The sequence below is a fragment of the Streptomyces sp. NPDC090442 genome (assembly GCF_044769405.1).
Taxonomy (GTDB): Bacteria; Actinomycetota; Actinomycetes; order Streptomycetales; family Streptomycetaceae; genus Streptomyces.
This window is the reverse complement of the sequence record NZ_JBIVXW010000084.1, coordinates 4387-20894: the sequence shown is the minus strand read 5'-3', so window position 1 is coordinate 20894 and position 16508 is coordinate 4387. Positions and strand designations below refer to the sequence as shown.

At 74.9% G+C, this 16508-nt stretch carries 15 protein-coding genes; 10 read left to right on the top strand and 5 right to left on the bottom strand.

What is annotated here, in order from left to right:
* Positions 1–69 precede the first annotated feature (69 nt).
* Genes ACIQU6_RS37910 through ACIQU6_RS37900 form a run of 3 tightly spaced genes read left to right on the top strand, consistent with a single transcriptional unit; the run spans position 70 to position 2250 of the window.
* Entirely contained in the window at positions 70–579 is a 510-nt protein-coding gene (locus ACIQU6_RS37910) for a hypothetical protein (protein ID WP_403486286.1), read from the top strand.
* 49 nt (positions 580–628) lie between these two features.
* Complete coding sequence (locus tag ACIQU6_RS37905) at positions 629–1402, top strand: futalosine hydrolase (RefSeq protein WP_403486285.1); 774 nt, start codon at positions 629–631, stop codon at positions 1400–1402.
* Positions 1399–2250: a 1,4-dihydroxy-6-naphthoate synthase gene (locus tag ACIQU6_RS37900; protein ID WP_403486284.1), complete on the top strand. Its 852-nt coding sequence runs from the start codon at positions 1399–1401 to the stop codon at positions 2248–2250. Before ACIQU6_RS37905 ends, ACIQU6_RS37900 begins: the two co-directional genes overlap by 4 nt.
* Before the next feature lie 5 nt (positions 2251–2255).
* On the opposite strand, the gene ACIQU6_RS37895 is transcribed toward ACIQU6_RS37900, so the two are convergent.
* Positions 2256–2639, bottom strand: coding sequence for a cold-shock protein (locus tag ACIQU6_RS37895; RefSeq protein WP_274913918.1), 384 nt, complete (start codon positions 2637–2639; stop codon positions 2256–2258).
* Positions 2640–2848: 209 nt separating this feature from the next.
* Between ACIQU6_RS37895 and ACIQU6_RS37890 the strand changes: the two genes are divergently transcribed.
* The gene (locus ACIQU6_RS37890) at positions 2849–3115 is read left to right on the top strand and encodes a hypothetical protein (protein ID WP_403486283.1); all 267 of its coding nucleotides are present in this window, start codon (positions 2849–2851) and stop codon (positions 3113–3115) included.
* On the opposite strand, the gene ACIQU6_RS37885 is transcribed toward ACIQU6_RS37890, so the two are convergent.
* Positions 3064–3738: an HAD family hydrolase gene (locus tag ACIQU6_RS37885; RefSeq protein WP_403486282.1), complete on the bottom strand. Its 675-nt coding sequence runs from the start codon at positions 3736–3738 to the stop codon at positions 3064–3066. The genes ACIQU6_RS37890 and ACIQU6_RS37885 overlap by 52 nt on opposite strands.
* Positions 3739–3879: 141 nt before the next feature.
* On the opposite strand from ACIQU6_RS37885, the gene ACIQU6_RS37880 reads away from it, so the two are divergent.
* From ACIQU6_RS37880 to ACIQU6_RS37865, 4 genes are all read left to right on the top strand, one after another.
* Complete coding sequence (locus ACIQU6_RS37880; protein ID WP_403486281.1) at positions 3880–4890, top strand: FecCD family ABC transporter permease; 1011 nt, start codon at positions 3880–3882, stop codon at positions 4888–4890.
* Positions 4887–5990, top strand: a complete 1104-nt coding sequence (locus tag ACIQU6_RS37875) for a FecCD family ABC transporter permease (RefSeq protein ID WP_403486280.1) — start codon at positions 4887–4889, stop codon at positions 5988–5990. The genes ACIQU6_RS37880 and ACIQU6_RS37875 overlap by 4 nt, the downstream gene beginning before the upstream one ends.
* A gap of 68 nt (positions 5991–6058) precedes the next feature.
* Positions 6059–6850 carry an ABC transporter ATP-binding protein gene (locus ACIQU6_RS37870; protein ID WP_403486301.1) on the top strand — a complete coding sequence of 264 codons (792 nt, stop codon included), beginning with the start codon at positions 6059–6061 and terminating at the stop codon, positions 6848–6850.
* Positions 6851–6911: 61 nt separating this feature from the next.
* Entirely contained in the window at positions 6912–8000 is a 1089-nt protein-coding gene (locus tag ACIQU6_RS37865) for an ABC transporter substrate-binding protein (RefSeq protein WP_403486279.1), read from the top strand.
* Between the two features lie 42 nt (positions 8001–8042).
* On the opposite strand, the gene ACIQU6_RS37860 is transcribed toward ACIQU6_RS37865, so the two are convergent.
* On the bottom strand, positions 8043–9347 hold the full coding sequence (locus ACIQU6_RS37860; protein ID WP_403486278.1) for a hypothetical protein: 1305 nt from the start codon (positions 9345–9347) through the stop codon (positions 8043–8045).
* A 209-nt stretch (positions 9348–9556) separates the two neighbouring features.
* Here ACIQU6_RS37860 and ACIQU6_RS37855 point away from each other — a divergent pair, with 209 nt between their 5' ends.
* Together ACIQU6_RS37855 and ACIQU6_RS37850 are read left to right on the top strand one after the other, a co-directional pair.
* Complete coding sequence (locus ACIQU6_RS37855) at positions 9557–12142, top strand: helicase-associated domain-containing protein (RefSeq protein ID WP_403486277.1); 2586 nt, start codon at positions 9557–9559, stop codon at positions 12140–12142.
* A gap of 173 nt (positions 12143–12315) precedes the next feature.
* Positions 12316–14079: a DNA repair helicase XPB gene (locus tag ACIQU6_RS37850; protein ID WP_403486276.1), complete on the top strand. Its 1764-nt coding sequence runs from the start codon at positions 12316–12318 to the stop codon at positions 14077–14079.
* Between the two features lie 15 nt (positions 14080–14094).
* Here ACIQU6_RS37850 and ACIQU6_RS37845 read toward each other — a convergent pair whose 3' ends face one another.
* Both ACIQU6_RS37845 and ACIQU6_RS37840 read right to left on the bottom strand, forming a co-directional pair.
* On the bottom strand, positions 14095–15396 hold the full coding sequence (locus ACIQU6_RS37845) for a glycosyltransferase 87 family protein (protein WP_403486275.1): 1302 nt from the start codon (positions 15394–15396) through the stop codon (positions 14095–14097).
* A gap of 397 nt (positions 15397–15793) precedes the next feature.
* Positions 15794–16000, bottom strand: coding sequence for a hypothetical protein (locus tag ACIQU6_RS37840; protein ID WP_274913931.1), 207 nt, complete (start codon positions 15998–16000; stop codon positions 15794–15796).
* Positions 16001–16508: the final 508 nt, after the last annotated feature.

The following is a 16508-nucleotide window of genomic DNA, read 5'->3' as shown; positions in this document are numbered from 1 at the left end:
GGGCGGGCGCGGGTGCGGCGCGCCGCACCCGCGCGTGGCGAGCGCCGGGACGCCCGATAGCCTGCCCGTATGACCGCTGCGTTGATCTCCCGGGGCAAGGGCCGCCGCGCCGCCGCTGCCCTCGGTGCCGTGTCCCTGGGCCTGCTCACCCTCTCCGCCTGCCAGCAGCCGACCGCGCTGGCGACCGTGACCGTCGGCACGAAGACGGTGACGGCGGAGGTGACCCCCGGCTGCGACGGCGACGGCAAGTCCCTCGACCAGGCGGCCCTCAAGAGCTGCATCACCAAGAAGGGCGGCGACACCCTCACGGTGCGCCCGGGTGAGCAGGTCCGCGTGGGCGTCGACCCGAAGGTGGCCAAGGCCGGCTGGTTCGTCATCGGTGGGCAGCCGCTGATGCGCGCGCCGAGCACCGAGACGTACCGCACCTTCAACGCGGACGACCTCTTCAAGCAGACCAACCCGGCGACCGGGCAGACCGGTTCGCTGGACGAGGTGACGCTGCTGGTCGCCGAGGCCGGCAAGAGCGCCGGCCAGGGCCCGGTGGCCATGTGGCACTTCAACCTCAAGCAGAAGGACTGAGCGCACTGAGCGCACGGGCCGGGGACCGGCACGCGGAGCGGGGCGCCTGATGCGGGCGCTGGTCGTCACCGCGGTGGCCGCGGAGCGCGACGCGGTGTGCGCCGCGCCGGCCGTCGACGCCGCCGCGGATGGCGCTCGCGTCGAGACGCTGCCGGGCGGCGGCACGCTGCACCGCGCGCCCGCCGGCACCCCGGCCCCGGACGTGCTGGCCGCCGGCGTCGGCCCGGCCGCCGCGGCCGCCGGCACCGCCACCGCGCTGACCGCCGCGGCCCTGGCCGGCACCCCGTACGAGCTGGTGGTCTCGGCCGGCATCGGCGGCGGCTTCGCGCCCGCCGCGCCGCTGGGTTCGCTGGTCGTGGCGGACGCGATCGTCGCCGCCGACCTGGGCGCCGAGACGCCCGAGGGCTTCGTGCCGGTCACCGAACTCGGCTTCGGTACGGTGGCGCACCGCCCCGACCCGGCGCTGGTCGCGGCCGTCGCCGCGGCGTCCGGCGCGGCGGTCGGGCCGGTCGTCACGGTGTCCACGGTCACCGGCAGCGCCGTCCGCGCCGCCGAGCTGGCGGCCCGTCACCCCGGTGTGCTGGCCGAGGCGATGGAGGGCTTCGGGGTCGCCGAGGCGGCCGCCGCGCACGGCCTGCCGGTGCTGGAGGTCCGTGCGATCTCCAACGCGGTCGGCCCCCGGGACCGCGCCGCCTGGCGGATCGGTCCCGCCCTCGCCGCGCTCACCGACGCCTTCCGCGCCTTCCCCGGAGCCGTCACCGGCGTCCGCGCGGCGGCCCCGGACGCGGCACCGCCGCCCCACACCCCCCGGAGGACCCCATGACCGGCCCGCTGTCCATCGCCTACTCGCCGTGCCCGAACGACACCTTCGTCTTCGACGCCCTGGCGCACGGCCGGGTCCCGGACGCGCCGGAGCTGGCGGTCACCTTCGCCGACATCGACATCACCAACGGCCTGGCCGAGCGCGGCGAGTTGGACGTGCTGAAGGTGTCGTACGCGGTGCTGCCGTGGGTGTTGGAGGAGTACGCGCTGCTGCCCTGCGGCGGGGCACTGGGGCGCGGCTGCGGCCCGCTGGTGCTGACCCGTCAGCCGGGCGGCGCGGCGGACCTGGTGGGCAAGACGGTGGCGGTGCCCAGCGAGCGGTCCACCGCGTACCTGCTGTTCCGGCTGTGGGTGGCGGACCAAGTGCCGGGCGGGGTCGGCGAGGTCGTGGTGCTGCCGTTCCACGAGATCATGCCGGCCGTGCGGGACGGCAAGGTCGACGCCGGTCTGGTCATCCACGAGGCCCGCTTCACGTACCAGGACTACGGGCTGAACTGCCTGGCGGACATGGGCGAGCACTGGGAGCGGACCACCGGGCTACCGATCCCGCTGGGCGCGATCATCGCCAAGCGGTCGCTGGGCGATGAGGTGCTGCGCGGGCTGGCCGACGCCATCCGCACGTCCGTCCGGATGGCCTGGGACGACCCGGAGGCGTCCCGGCCGTACGTCCTGGAGCACGCCCAGGAGATGGACCCGAAGGTCACCGACCAGCACATCGGGCTGTACGTCAACGAGTTCACCGCCGACCTCGGCGAGGACGGCTACGCCGCGGTGCGCGGGCTGCTCACGCGTGCCGCGGCCGAGGGGCTGGTACCGCCCCTCGGCCGCGATGCGCTGAAGTTCGTCTGACGGTTCTAGACGTCGAGTTGGTCCGCGACCGCCCGCAGCATGCCGGCGATCTTGCCGCCGTGCGCCTTGTCGGGGTAACGCCCGCGCTCCAGTTGCTGGGTGACGCTCTCCAGGAGCGTGGTGAGGTCCTGGACGATCGAGGCGAGTTCGTCGGGCTTGCGGCGCTGGGCCGCGGCGACCGAGGGGGCCGGATCGAGGAGGATGACGCTCAGTGCCTGGTCACCACGCTGGCCTGCGACGACGCCGAACTCCACGCGCTGGCCCGGCTTGAGCGCGTCCACGCCGTCGGGCAGCACCGACGAGTGTACGAAGACGTCACCGCCGTCGTCGCGGGAGAGAAAGCCGAAGCCCTTCTCGCTGTTGAACCACTTGACCTTGCCGGTAGGCACGTCTGTCCTCGTCCTCGTACTCGTCGGGAAAATGCTGGGCTGGTTCCGCCGGCGGCGCTGCGGGGCGCCGCGGCGGGGAAAAATGGGTCTGGATAACAGTGCAGCGGGCCGCCAAGCCCGCCTACTCCAAGGCTAATGGTCCGGGGCCCGGTGACAAGACGTCGCCAGGGGGATCCTCGGCGGCTCTGCGCCGGACTTACCCTGGTCAGGTGTCTGACGAAACTCCCCAGGCCGGGGATCTGCTGGTCCGAATCGGCGCGATCGTATTCCTAGTTGGCGCGCTGGCCACTCTCGCCACAGTGCTGCCGCTGTTCCTCGGCACGCACCCGCTGCCGTGGGAGTTCTACTGGGTGTCCATGCTGATGGGCGCCGGATTCCTGATCGCGGGTGCCGGAGTGGTGCGTTCCGTGGCCGCCCAGCGCCGTCAGGCGCAGGCCGCGGCCGGCCCGTCCCCGTCGGCCCCGTCCGCCCGGTAGCGATCGGGATCCGCCACGTAACGATCCAGCCACGACGGGAAGTCCGTCAGGTCGTCGAGCAGCACCCGGGCGCCGGCCGCGCGCAGTTCGGCGGCGTCGCACGGGCCGGTGGCGACCGCGACGGACAGCGCGCCCGCGGCCTGCGCGCCGCGCACGTCGCCGGTGTGGTCGCCGACGTAGATCCGCGCGCCGTGCTCGCGCAGCGCCTCGGCCTTGGCCTCCGCCCACAGTGAGCCGATGACCGCGTCCGCGGCGATGCCCAGGTGCGTCAGGTGCAGCTTGGCGTTGGGCTCGAACTTGGCGGTGACGACGACGGCCCGGCCGCCGGCCGCGTGCACCGCGTCGATCGCCGCCCGGGCGCCCGGCATGGCGGGCGAGCCCGCGATGGCGTGCGTCGGGTACAGCTCCCGGTAGAGGTCGCTGATCTCCGCCACCCGCTCCTCGGGGAACCACCGGCGGATCTCCTGCTCCAGCGGCGGCCCGAGCCGGGTGATCGCGGCATCGGCGTCGATGTACGTCCCGGTGCGGGCGGCGAGCGCCTCGTAGGCGGCCTTGATTCCGGGGCGGGAGTCGATCAGCGTCATGTCGAGGTCGAACCCGACGGTCAGGGGGTGCGCAGCCATGCCTGCCATTGTGCCTGCGCGCCGGGCCGACCGGGACGTACCGTTAGCCTTGCCTTACCTAACCCGCGGCCGCCGTGCGATGACCGCGGGTCCGTACCGACAGCTCCAGACCGTGTGAATGGACCCGACACCCGTGATGCCATGCCCGTGACGCACCGAAAGCGGAGCCGGCGGCTCGTCCTGACGGCGGGGGCGGTGTTGGCGCTGCTGCTGGCCGTGGTCTTCTCACTCGCCGTCGGCAGCCGCGCGTTCGCGCCGTCCGCGGTCCTCGACGCCCTCGTGCACGGCGGCAGCGACGACGCCTCACAGGTCGTGCGATACCTGCGCCTGCCGCGCACCCTGATCGGCCTGATGGTCGGCGCCGCGCTGGCGATGGCCGGCACGGTCATGCAGGGCCTGACCCGCAATCCGATCGCCGACCCCGGCATCCTCGGCATCAGCCAGGGCGCGGCGGCCTCCGTGGTCGCCGCCATCGCCTTCGCCGGCGTGCACACACTGTCCGGCTATGTGTGGTTCGCGTTCGCCGGCGCGGGCGTCGCCGCCGTCGTCGTCTACGGCATCGCCACCCGCGGCCGGGGCGGCGCCACGCCCGTCAAACTGGCGCTCTCCGGCGCCGCGATCAACGCGCTGCTGGTGTCGGTGTCGATGGCGATCCTGACCACCAAGGCCGCGGCGCTGGACGAGTTCCGGTTCTGGCAGGTCGGCTCGCTGACCGGTCGGGACGCCGCGGTGGCCGCCCAGATCTGGCCGTTCCTGCTGGTCGGCGCGGTGCTGGTGCTGTCGGTGGCGCGCGGTCTGGACGCCCTGGCGCTGGGCGAGGACGTCGCCCGGGGGCTGGGGCAGAGGGTCGCCGTGGTGCGGATCGTCGGCGGGCTGGGCGCGACGGTGCTGACCGGCGCGGGCGTCGCGGCCGCCGGCCCGATCGCGTTCGTCGGCCTGGCCGTGCCGCACCTGGCCCGGGCGTTGGTGGGCGGCGACCACCGCTGGGCGCTGCCGATGGCCGCGCTGCTCGGGCCGGTCGTGGTGCTGGTCTCGGACACCGTCGGGCGGGTCCTCTTCCCGCCGTCGGAGGTCCCGGCCGGCGTGATGACCGCGCTGATCGGCGTGCCGTTCCTGGTCACCCTGGTCCGGCGACGGGCGGTGGCGGCATGACGGCCCCCACCGACTCCCCGGCCGCTCCCGCCGCCCGCCCGGTGGCCCGCCCCGCCGGCTACGCGCTGGTCCGGGCCGGCCGCGGCTCCTTCCTGCTGCACCGCCGCGCCACCGTCGTCGCCGGCGCGCTGGCCGCCCTGCTGGCCGTGGTGTGCGTGGCGTACCTGTGCGCCGGCGAGAGCTGGGTGGCGCCCTCCGAGGTGCTCAGGGTGCTGGTGGGCGAGCCGTCCGCGCAGCAGCTCGTGGTCGGGACGCTGCGGCTGCCGCGGATGGTGGTCGGGCTGCTGGTCGGCGCGGCCTTCGGGGTGGCCGGCGGGCTGATCCAGACCGTCGCCCGCAATCCGCTGGCCAGCCCCGACATCATCGGCGTGACCCAGGGCGCGGGCGCGGTGACGGTCGGCGCGATGACCTTCGGCGTCACCTCCTTCGCGGTGCTGCCGTACGTCTCGGTGGCCGGCGGGGTGCTGGCCGCGGCGCTGGTCTACGCCTTCGCCTGGCGCGGCGGGCTGCACGCCACCCGCTTCGTGCTGATCGGCATCGGCTTCGCGGTGGCGCTGCGCTCGGTCACCCAGCTGTTCCTGACCAAGGGCGACTACCTGGTGGCCCAGCAGGCCCAGGTATGGATGACCGGTTCGCTCAACGGGCGCGGCTGGGCGGAGGCGGCGCCCCTGGGGTGGGCGCTGCTGGTGCTGCTGCCGGCCGTCCTTTGGGCGGCGCGGGCCCAGCGGACCGTCTCCCTGGACGACGACACCGCGACCGCGCTCGGCATCCGTCTGGGCCGCACCCGGCTCGGGTTGGTGGCGGTCGGGGTGGTGCTGGCGTCGATGGCGACCGGCGCGGCCGGGCCGGTGGACTTCGTGGCGCTGCTCGCCCCGCAGATCGCCCGCCGGCTGACCCGGACCGCGCAGATCCCGCTCCTCTGCTCGGCGCTGCTGGGCGCCGTCATCGTCGTCCTCGGCGACCTGCTCGCCCGCAAGCTGCTCGCGCCGACCGAGCTGCCGGTGGGCGTGCTGACCGCCGCGGTCGGCGCCCCGTATCTGATCTGGCTGATCGTCAGGGGCCACCGGGCCCGTGGCCGGGCCACAGGAGGACAAGCGTGACCGGTACCGGCACACCGCGGCCCACCGCCGAGGCGGCCGCCGCCACACAGGAACCCGCCGGGGCCCGCCTGACGGCCCGCGACCTCACCCTCTCCTACGAGGAACGCACCGTCGTAGAGGACCTGGACCTGGACGTGCCCGACGGCGCGGTCACCGTCGTCGTCGGCCCCAACGCCTGCGGCAAGTCGACCCTGTTGCGCGCCCTGGGGCGACTGCTGCGGCCGCGCCGCGGCGCGGTCCTCCTGGACGGCACGGACCTGGCCCGCATCCCCACCCGGAAGATCGCCCAGTCGCTCGGCCTGCTCCCGCAGACCCCGGTCGCGCCCGAGGCGATCACCGTCGCGGACCTGGTGGCCCGCGGCCGGCAGCCGCACCAGCGCTGGTGGCAGCAGTGGTCCGGGCAGGACGAGCGGGCGGTCGCCGAGGCGATGGCCCGCACCGACGTGGCGGCGCTGGCGGACCGCCCGGTCGACGAACTCTCCGGCGGCCAGCGCCAGCGGGTGTGGATCGCCATGGCGCTGGCCCAGGAGACCGATCTGCTCCTCCTGGACGAGCCGACGACCTATCTGGACATCGCCCACCAGGTGGAGGTCCTGGACCTGGTGCGCCAGCTCAACCACGAGCGCGGCCGCACCGTCGTCGCCGTCCTGCACGACCTCAACCAGGCCGCCCGCTACGCCGATCACCTGGTGGCCATGAAGGCGGGCCGGGTCGTCGCCCAGGGCCGCCCCGCCGAGGTCGTCACGGCCGGCCTGGTCCAGGAGGTCTTCGGCCTGGCGTCGGTGGTCGTACCGGACCCGGTAACCGGCTCGCCCCTGGTGGTTCCGGGCCGCCCCTGGGAGGGGAAACCCCGGCAGTGACGCTCGTTCCCCGGGGCACCCGCCCCGCCGACCGTCCCGCCGTCGAGCCGAAAGGGCAGCGATGACCCACTCCCCCCACCCGGCCAACTCCCGCTCCACCGCAGCCGCCAGCCGGTCTGGCCGCAGCACCGCGCGCGCCGCGGCCGCCGTCGCCGCCGGCGCGCTGCTGCTGACCGCCTGCGGCAACGGCGACGACTCCGGCACCTCGGCCGCCGGCCCCAACGGCAGCTTCAAGGCGGCCAGTTGCCCGGCGCAGCCCACCACCTCCTGGCCCGAGCCGGCGCCCAAGGGCGGCGGCAGCCACCCGGTCCGCACCGCCATGGGCGAGGTGAGCGTCCCCGACGCCCCCCGGCGCGTGGTGGTGCTGGACACCGCCGAGTTGGACTCCGCACTCACCCTGGGCGTCACCCCCGTCGGCGCCACCCGCGCGGACGTCGACTCCGGCTTCCTGGACTACCTGCCCAAGGACGAGTTGGCCGGCATCAAGGACGTCGGCAAGATCGGCGCCCCCAACCTGGAGGCGATCGCCGCCCTCAAGCCCGACCTGATCCTCACCAGCAAGGTCCGCGACGGTCAGCGCTACGCCGAGCTGAAGAAGATCGCGCCGACCGTCATGACCGAGACCACCGGCTACCCGTGGAAGCAGAACTTCGCCGTCCACGCCGCCGCGTTGAACAAGATCCCCGAGGCCAAGCGGACCGTCGCCGCCTACCAGGCGCACGCCGAGCGCGTCACCCAGTCCCTCGGCGGCCCGGCCAAGGCCCGCGCCCTGCGCACCAACGTCGTCCGCTTCGTGGACGGCGCCGACACCCGCATCTACGGCTGCCGGAGCTACATCGGCACCCTCCTCGACGACATCGGCACCGGCCCCACCTCCGTCGTCGACGGCGCCCAGGACGGCCTGATGGTCGAGGTCAGCCCGGAGCAGATCACCAAGGCCGACGCCAACGCCGTCTTCTACGCCACCTACGGCAGCCCCGAGAAGTCCAAGGAGGCCCAGGTCACCAGCGGCCCCCTGTGGAAGAACCTCCGCGCGGTCAGGGACGGCAAGTCGCTCCGCGTCGACGACCAGCTCTGGATCCAGGGCATCGGCTACACCGCCGCCGACAAGATCCTCGACGAGATCGAGCAGCGCCTGGCCAAGAAGTGAGGTGCCGCGGGCGGCGGTTGGGGCCGCCGCCCGGGCCGCGCCTCAGCGCGCCGCCGTCCGCCGCATCCGCCACAGCAGGAACAGCGCCGAGACGATCGCCGCCACGCGCACCGCGACCGGGAGGCCGGCGAGGAGCTCCTGCCCCAGGTGGCCCGGCGGGATCGGGGCCCCCCAACGGCCGGTCGCCCGGCCCCAGATCCAGCCGATCAGGCTGCCGCCGACGAGGCCGGGCACGCCCAGCGCCGCGAACTTGGTCTCCCGGCGGCTGAGCCGGTGCGAGAGGTAGGCGAGCCCCCAGCCGCCGGCCAGCGCCAACCAGGAGCCGAGCACCGCACCGGCCACCAACAGCAGCACCGCCAGCGTCAACACCGGGCTGAGCCAGGCCCGTAGCGGCAGCGGCGCCGGCTCGTCCGCGCCGTCCTGCACGGGCTCCGCGGCGGGCGCGGGCCCGGCCGGGGCGGGCGCGCGCCGGGGCCCGAGCGTCCGCCGCAACAGGGCCGGCAGGATCGCGCCCGGGGCCTTGGCGCCGTCGCCCTCCGGTGCCGTGGACGGGTCCTTCGACGGGTCCTGGGACGGGCCCTTCGCGGGGGCCTTCGTCAGCCCCCTGGCCAGGCTCTTGGGGAGGCCCTTCACCAGGGACGGCGTGCCCTTGCCGTCCCCGTCCTCGCCCTCGGCCCCCTCCTCCTTCTCGTCCTCGGGGTGGTCCCAGACCTCGGGGATCTCGATGCCGCCGACGAAGCCGGGTACCGCGTCCGCCGCCCCGAAGGCCATGGGCTCCGTCCCGAAGGGCGTGGCCTCCACCCGCCACCAGTCGGGCGGGTCCTCGGCGTCGCCCAGTTCGTCGGCGCCGGCCAGATGGGGCGGGGCGCCGACCGACGGGGCCGGAGCGGGCGGCGGGTCGGGGCGCTTCTTCAGGAAACCGGGCCGGCGGCCGCCCGGCTCCGGCTCGTCCCCGTCGCGCGGCGCGGGCACCCTGCCGAGCAGCCCGCCCAACTTCTCGCGGGCGCCGGCCCATTGCGCGGGGCGGTCCGGCTCCGCGGGCGCGGGGGCGGGGGCCGGTGCGGGCGCCGGAGCGGCCGGCCGGGGCGTTCCGCCGCCCTCCGGGCCGGCCCCGCCCTCCTGCTCGGCCGCGGCCCGCACCACCGCCTCCGGCGTCCCCAGCCGGGCCAGCATCCGCTTCACGCCGGGCACCGAATCGGCCTTCTGGTCGGCCTTCTGCGCGTCGATCTCGGCCCGCAGCGAGGCCACCAGCCGCATCCGGGCGCCCGACGGCAGCCCCCGCTGCTGGGCCAGGTCGCCCACCCGGCTCAGATAGTCAAAGACGAGCTGCTCGCTCTCGATCCCCACGAAAACCCCTGCGGCGTGCGCTGGTTGCTGCCCCGACGGTACCGCGTGCCCCGCCCCGGCACCGCGGTGTGCCCGGGCCCGGGCACACCCGCCGGCCCGCGCCCGCACCCGGCCTCCCGCCCCCGTCGCCCCCACCACCACCCCGCCCGTCCCGATCCGCGCCGGTCGCCTGCTCCCGCCGCCACCCCCGCCCGGCTACCGTTGGACCAATGACCACCGCTACCCCCCGCACCCTCGCCGAGGAGCTCCGGACGCGTTCCGACGACGGGCTCACCGGGCTGCTGCGGGCCCGGCCCGACCTGCTCAACCCGGTACCCGGCGACCTGACGCAGCTCGCCACCCGGGCCGGGACCCGGGCATCGGTGGTCCGCGCCGTGGAGCGGCTGGACGCCTTCGCCCTCCAGACCGCCGAGGCGCTGGCGGTCGCGCCGGACCCGTGCCCGTACCCGACGCTGGCGGCGCTGATGGCCGGGGACGCCGGCGACGAGGCGGTCGCCGCCGCGCTACCCGGGGCGGTGGCGGAGCTGCGCGCCCAGGCGCTGGTGTGGGGTCCGGACGACCGGCTGCGGCTGGTGCGCACCGCCCGCGAGCTGCTCACCCCGAGCCCCGCCCGCCCGTCACCGACCGGCCTGGGCCCGACCGTCGCCGAGGCCACCACCGGGACGTCGCCCGGCCGGCTCCAGGAGCTGCTGGCCGCGGCCGGCCTGCCCGCCACCCACGACCCGGTGTCCGCGGTCGCCGCCCTCAGCGACCTCTTCTCCGACCGCGCCCGGATGGCCACGCTGCTGGACGCCGCGCCCGCCGAGGCCGTCGCCGTCCTGGACAGGCTGCTGTGGGGCCCGCCGTACGGGGCGGTCACCGACCGACCGGCCGCCCATCTCACCTGGCTGCTCGACCGCGGCCTGCTGCTCCCGGCCGGCGCCCGCAACGTCGTCCTGCCCCGGGAGGCCGCGCTCCACCTGCGCGCCGGGCGCGCACACCGCGCGCCGGAGCCGACACCGCCCGCCCTCGCCCCGGCCGCCACCGCCCGCGATCCACAGCTTGTGGACAACACCGCCGCGGGCCAGGCGTTCACCGCGCTGGCCACCGTCGAGGAGCTGCTCAAGGAGTGGGACCTCGGCGGCCCGCCCGTCCTGCGCGCCGGCGGCCTGAGCATCCGCGACCTCAAGCGGACCGCGACCGCCCTGGACACCACCGAGCAACTCGCCGCCTTCTGGCTCGAACTCGCCTACGCGGCCGGGCTGATCGCCTCCGACGGCGAGGCCGACGAGCGCTACGCCGCCACCCCGGCCGCCGAGGAGTGGCTCCAACTCCCCGACCCCGAGCGCTGGTCGATCCTGGTCGCCGCCTGGCTGCCGGCCACCCGCGCCCCCGGCGTGGTCGGCACCGCCGACGCCAAGGGCCGCGCCCTGGCCGCCCTCGGCCCGCACCTCGACCGCTCCCCCGCCCCCGAGGTCCGCCACCGCGTCCTGTCCCTCCTGGCCACGCTCCCGCCCGGCAACTCCGTACCGGAGCCGGCCCTGCTCGCCCGCCTGCGCTGGGAGCGCCCCCTACGGGCCGCCGCACCGGCCACCCAACCCCCGGCGTCGGCCCCCGCGCCCGCCTCCCCGGACGCCCCGGCCGGGCCCGCCCCCGCCGACGACCTGCGCTCCCGGCTCGCCCAATGGACGCTCACCGAGGCCGAGTTGCTGGGCGTGACCGGCCGCGGCGCGCTCGCCGCCCACGGCCGCACCCTCATCGGCGCCGCCCCGGACGCGCCCATGGCCGGCACCGAGGAACCGTCCCTCCCCCTCACCCCCGCCGAGGCGGCCACCGCGGCCGGCCGCGCCGCCGTCCTGCTCGCCCCGCTGCTGCCCGAACCGCTCGACCACGTCCTCCTCCAGGCCGACCTGACCGCCGTCGCCCCCGGCCCGTTGCAGCGCCCGCTCGCCGAGGCGCTCGGCACCCTGGCCGACATCGAGTCCAAGGGCGGCGCCACGGTCTACCGCTTCACGCCGGGCTCGGTGCGCCGCGCCCTGGACGCCGGCCGGTCCGCCGCCGAGCTCCAGGAGTTCCTGACCGTCCACTCCCGCACCCCGGTGCCCCAGCCGCTCGCGTACCTCATCGACGATGTGGCCCGCAGGCACGGCCAGTTGCGGATCGGCGCCGCCACCGCCTACGTCCGCTGCGACGACGACGCGCTGCTCTCCGAGATCCTCGCCGACCGCCGCGCCGCCGCCCTGCGGCTGCGCCGACTGGCCCCGACCGTGCTGGCCGCCCAGTCCGCCCCGGACCAACTCCTCGACGGCCTACGGGCGATGGGCTTCGCCCCGGCCGCGGAGTCCGCCGCCGGCGACGTCCTGGTCGCCCGCGCCGACGCCTACCGCACCCCGCCGCGCACCGCCCCCACCCCCGTGCCCGACGGCCCGCCGCCGCCCGACGCCACCCTCCTCTCGGCCGCGGTCCGCGCCATCCGCGCCGGCGACCTCGCCGCCACCGCCGAACGCAAACCGGCCCCGGGCCCCCGCCCCACCACGCCGTCGGCCCCCGCCGACACCCCGCCCCGCGCCCCGGGCGCCCTGCCCCGCACCACCTCCGCCGAGACCCTGGCCACCATGCAGGCCGCGGTCCTCACCAGCTCCCCCGTCTGGATCGGCTACGTCAACGCGGACGGCGCCGCCAGCCAGCGGGTGATCGCCCCCGTCCGCGTCGAGGGCGGCTTCGTCACCGCCTACGACCACACCTCCGACGAGGTCCGCACCTACCCCCTCCACCGCATCACCGGCGTCGCGGAACTGGCCGACGACGCGGTCTGAGCCCGGCCCCCACGGCACCCCACCGGCCCGCCCACCAGGCCCGTCCGCCGGACCGGACCGCCCTGTCGGCGCGATGCGGCACACTGGACGTTTGGCACGTTCGGCCGCCCCGGCGGCCCACGTCCCCACGGCTGTGCACCGCAGACCGCACCGGAGAGCGAAAGGCGAGGCGCGTGAACGGACCCCTCATCGTCCAGAGCGACAAGACGCTGCTGCTGGAGGTGGACCACGAGCAGGCGGACGCCTGTCGTCGGGCCATCGCGCCGTTCGCCGAGCTGGAGCGGGCGCCGGAGCACATCCACACCTACCGGGTCACCCCGCTCGGGCTGTGGAACGCGCGGGCCGCCGGCCACGACGCCGAGCAGGTCGTGGACGCCCTGGTGCAGTTCTCCCGGTACCCGGTGCCGCACGCACTGCTCGTCGACGTCGCCGAGACCATGTCGCGCTACGGGCGGCTGACGCTCACCAAGCACCCCGCGCACGGCCTGGTGCTCTCCACCACCGACCGCCCCGTCCTGGAGGAGATCCTCCGCTCCAAGAAGGTGCAGCCGCTGGTCGGCGACCGCATCGACCCGGACTCCGTCGTGGTGCACCCGTCCGAGCGCGGCCAGATCAAGCAGACGCTGCTGAAGCTGGGCTGGCCGGCCGAGGACCTGGCCGGTTACGTCGACGGCGAGGCGCACCCGATCGAGCTGGACCAGGACGGCTGGGCGCTGCGCCCGTACCAGGAGCAGGCCGTGGAGGGCTTCTGGCACGGCGGCTCGGGCGTCGTGGTGCTGCCCTGCGGCGCCGGCAAGACGCTGGTCGGCGCGGGCGCGATGGCGCGGGCCAAGGCGACCACGCTGATCCTGGTCACCAACACCGTCTCGGCCCGGCAGTGGAAGCACGAGCTGGTGAAGCGGACGTCCCTGACCGAGAGCGAGATCGGCGAGTACAGCGGCACGAAGAAGGAGATCCGTCCGGTCACCATCGCCACGTACCAGGTGCTGACGACCAAGCGGAAGGGCGTCTACCCGCACCTGGAGCTCTTCGACTCCCGCGACTGGGGCCTGATCGTCTACGACGAGGTGCACCTGCTGCCCGCCCCGGTCTTCAAGTTCACCGCCGATCTCCAGGCCCGGCGCCGGCTGGGGCTGACCGCGACCCTGGTGCGCGAGGACGGGCGGGAGTCGGACGTCTTCTCGCTGATCGGGCCCAAGCGGTTCGACGCCCCGTGGAAGGAGATCGAGGCGCAGGGCTACATCGCGCCGGCGGACTGCGTCGAGGTGCGGGTGGACCTGACCGACTCGGAGCGGTTGGCGTACGCCACGGCCGAGACGGAGGAGAAGTACCGCTTCTGTGCCACCACGGGCAGCAAGCAGCGGGTGACCGAGGCGCTGGTGCGGCGGCACGCGGGCGAGCAGACGCTGGTCATCGGCCAGTACATCGACCAGCTCGACGAGTTGGGCGAGCACCTCGACGCACCGGTGATCAAGGGCGAGACCTCCAACGCGCAGCGCGAGAAGCTCTTCGACGCCTTCCGCGAGGGCGAGCTGTCGGTCCTGGTGGTGTCCAAGGTCGCCAACTTCTCCATCGACCTGCCGGAGGCCACCGTCGCGATCCAGGTGTCCGGCACCTTCGGCTCCCGCCAGGAGGAGGCCCAACGGCTGGGCCGCGTCCTGCGCCCCAAGGCGGACGGCCACGAGGCCCGCTTCTACTCGGTCGTCGCCCGCGACACCATCGACCAGGACTTCGCCGCCCACCGCCAACGCTTCCTCGCCGAACAGGGCTACGCCTACCGCATCGTGGACGCCAGCGAGCTGCTCGCGGCGGGCACCGCCGACGCGGACGGGGACGAGCTGGACGACCTGATGGGCGGGGACGAGCTCGTCAGCGGTGACGAACTCCCGGGCGGGGACGGCCTCGCGGCCGGGGAGGACGATCCGGCGACAGCGTGAGCGCCTCCCCCGCCGTCAGCCCGACGGGGTGGCGGCGGGTCTCCGGCCGCTGACGCGCGGGGACGGGACGCGGCGGTCGGCCGCCGCGCCGCCCGGGACACCGGCACGCGGTGGCGTCCGGTACGCCCACCAGATCAGCGCGGCCAACAGCGCGAGGCCGAGCAACGGGTAGGGGGCGGCGAGCGGCTGCTGCCACCAGGAGAAGTGCAGGGCCACGGTGCCCCGGTGGTACTGGACCCACATCGTGCGGGCGCTGAAGGCGACCGCCACGGCGCCCACCAACGCCCAGCGCCAGGGGTCCCGCCGGGCGTGCGCGACCAGCGCGACCAGCAGCGGAACGCACCAGACCCAGTGGTGCGACCAACTGATCGGCGAGACCAGCAGCGCAGTGACGGCGGTGGCCAACACGCCCCAGAGGTCGTGGCCGCGGCGGACGTAGACCTGACGGGCGGCCCAGAGCCCGGCCACTCCGGTGATCGCGGCGGCCGCCAGCCACCACACGCCCGGTTCGGTGGTGTGCAGGAGCCGGGCGACCAGCCCCTGGAGCGACTGGTTGTCGACGATCCACACCTTGCCGACCCGCTGGGTCTCGAACATCCGCTGCGTCCAGAACTCCACGGTCGCCCCGGGCAGCACCAGCGCGCCCAGCAGCACCGACGCCACGAACCCGGCGAGGGCGGTGAACGCGGCCTTCACCCGGCCGGTGAGCAGCAGATAGACCGCGAAGATCGCGGGGGTGAGCTTGATGCCCGCGGCGAGGCCGGTGGCGAAGCCCTTGAAGCGGGCGCCGTCCGGACGGGAGAGGTCCCACAGCACCAGGCAGGTCAGGGCGAGGTTGACCTGCCCGAAGACCAGGGTCTGGAAGACCGGTTCGAGCCAGAGGCCGACGGCGGTGGTCGCGAGGACCAGCGGCGCGGAGTACGCGGCCCGGCGCAGCCCGGCGGCCTTGCAGGAGAGATGGATCAGCAGCGCCAGGAGGGCCGCGTTGACCAGGACGCAGGTGATCTTGAGAGTGGTGAGCGAGATCCAGGTGGTGGGCACGAACAGCAGGGCGGCGAACGGCGGATACGTCGCCGGGAGCGCCCACTTGGTGACCGTGAAGCCGTAGAGGTCACCGCCGGTCGCGGCGGCGTGCCCCTCGGCGCGGTAGACCTCTATGTCGGACATCGGGAGCTGCACGGCCAGGGAGAGCGCATACAGCCCGGCGAAGGACAGCGCCAACAGCGCCACGCCTATCCCCAGTCGGCCGGGGCTCGCCATGCTCTGCGCCCACGTGCGTCTCCACGTCCACGTCCCCGTCCCGTCGGCGGCAGACACCCGTTGACCCCTCCTCGTCGCCCTGAGCGCGCTCGCTGCGGCGACGCTAGTGGATCGAGACCGACCGTCCGTAACGCTTTCCGGTCAACCGGATGTCCATGCGGAATCGGGCGTCACACGCACGAAAGGTGCGCGATCCCGCCTGCCGTGCGGTACATATGGCGGCCGTGCAGCCATGGGTAGCGGTGCGCGGCCGTGCGTAGTGGTTGGTGCTCTCAGACTCTCGTACGTGCTCGGACTCTCGTACGTGCTCGGACTCGTTTGTGCTCGGACTCTTATGCGTGCCGATGTGCGCGGACTCGCCGGTGTGCGGACTTGCCCGTGCGGGCTCGTACGCGCCGGCTCGTGTGCGCGCCGGGTGGTGCCCACGCCCTCGGCTAGGCGGGGCTCCGGTGGGTCACCGCTCGGTGTACTCGCCCATCACCACCACGCTGAAGGCGGCGGCGGTGAAGACCTTGACCGCGCGCAGGGCGTTGCCCAGTGCGTGACGGTGCTCGGGGGCGTCCGCCGAGCCGTTGGCGGCGGCGCCGAGGGACGTGTCGCCCTTGGTCGAGCGGAGTGGGACGGCGTGGACAGGGGCTGAGGTGAACGTTGCGCTGCTCATGCCTCCATCATCGTTTTCGCGCGATTGGCGCACATCGCCCCACAGTGCGATCTCTTCGCGCCTCGGCATCAGCCTCTGGGTCCACTCCGTCCCCTACGGGAGACCTACGGGACTCGGGGTTCTCCGTCGCGAGTACGGCACGGGGAGGAGGCGCGCGGCCGCCCGCCGGAAAATCCGTTGGCGCCCCGGCCGGGCCGCTGACTACAATCGCGCGCCTGCCTGCCTCCCGTCTGGGGAGCGCCGCCGACCGGTCGGAAACCGGCCGGCCCTTCGCATCATGCCGCAGCCCGCCGTCGCACCGGCGCCGCATGCCGTTGAATGACCGCCCACCGGAGGCAAGCCCGTGCCCTCGCACGCCCACCCGTCGCCCGACCACCACCCCTCAACGCCGGCGCTACGCACCGAAAGCCCCAACCCGTCGCCCGACCACCACCCCTCAACGCCGGCGCTACGCACCGAAAGCCCCAACCCGTCGCCCGACCACCACCCCTCAACGCCGGCGCTACGC

Coding starts and splice junctions, on each gene's coding strand:
- ACIQU6_RS37910 (WP_403486286.1), top strand. CDS start 70: ATGACCGCTGCGTTGATCTCCCGGGGCAAGGGCCGCCGCGCCGCCGCT.
- ACIQU6_RS37905 (WP_403486285.1), top strand. CDS start 629: ATGCGGGCGCTGGTCGTCACCGCGGTGGCCGCGGAGCGCGACGCGGTG.
- ACIQU6_RS37900 (WP_403486284.1), top strand. CDS start 1,399: ATGACCGGCCCGCTGTCCATCGCCTACTCGCCGTGCCCGAACGACACC.
- ACIQU6_RS37885 (WP_403486282.1), bottom strand. CDS start 3,738: ATGGCTGCGCACCCCCTGACCGTCGGGTTCGACCTCGACATGACGCTG.
- ACIQU6_RS37880 (WP_403486281.1), top strand. CDS start 3,880: ATGCCCGTGACGCACCGAAAGCGGAGCCGGCGGCTCGTCCTGACGGCG.
- ACIQU6_RS37875 (WP_403486280.1), top strand. CDS start 4,887: ATGACGGCCCCCACCGACTCCCCGGCCGCTCCCGCCGCCCGCCCGGTG.
- ACIQU6_RS37865 (WP_403486279.1), top strand. CDS start 6,912: ATGACCCACTCCCCCCACCCGGCCAACTCCCGCTCCACCGCAGCCGCC.
- ACIQU6_RS37855 (WP_403486277.1), top strand. CDS start 9,557: ATGACCACCGCTACCCCCCGCACCCTCGCCGAGGAGCTCCGGACGCGT.
- ACIQU6_RS37840 (WP_274913931.1), bottom strand. CDS start 16,000: ATGAGCAGCGCAACGTTCACCTCAGCCCCTGTCCACGCCGTCCCACTC.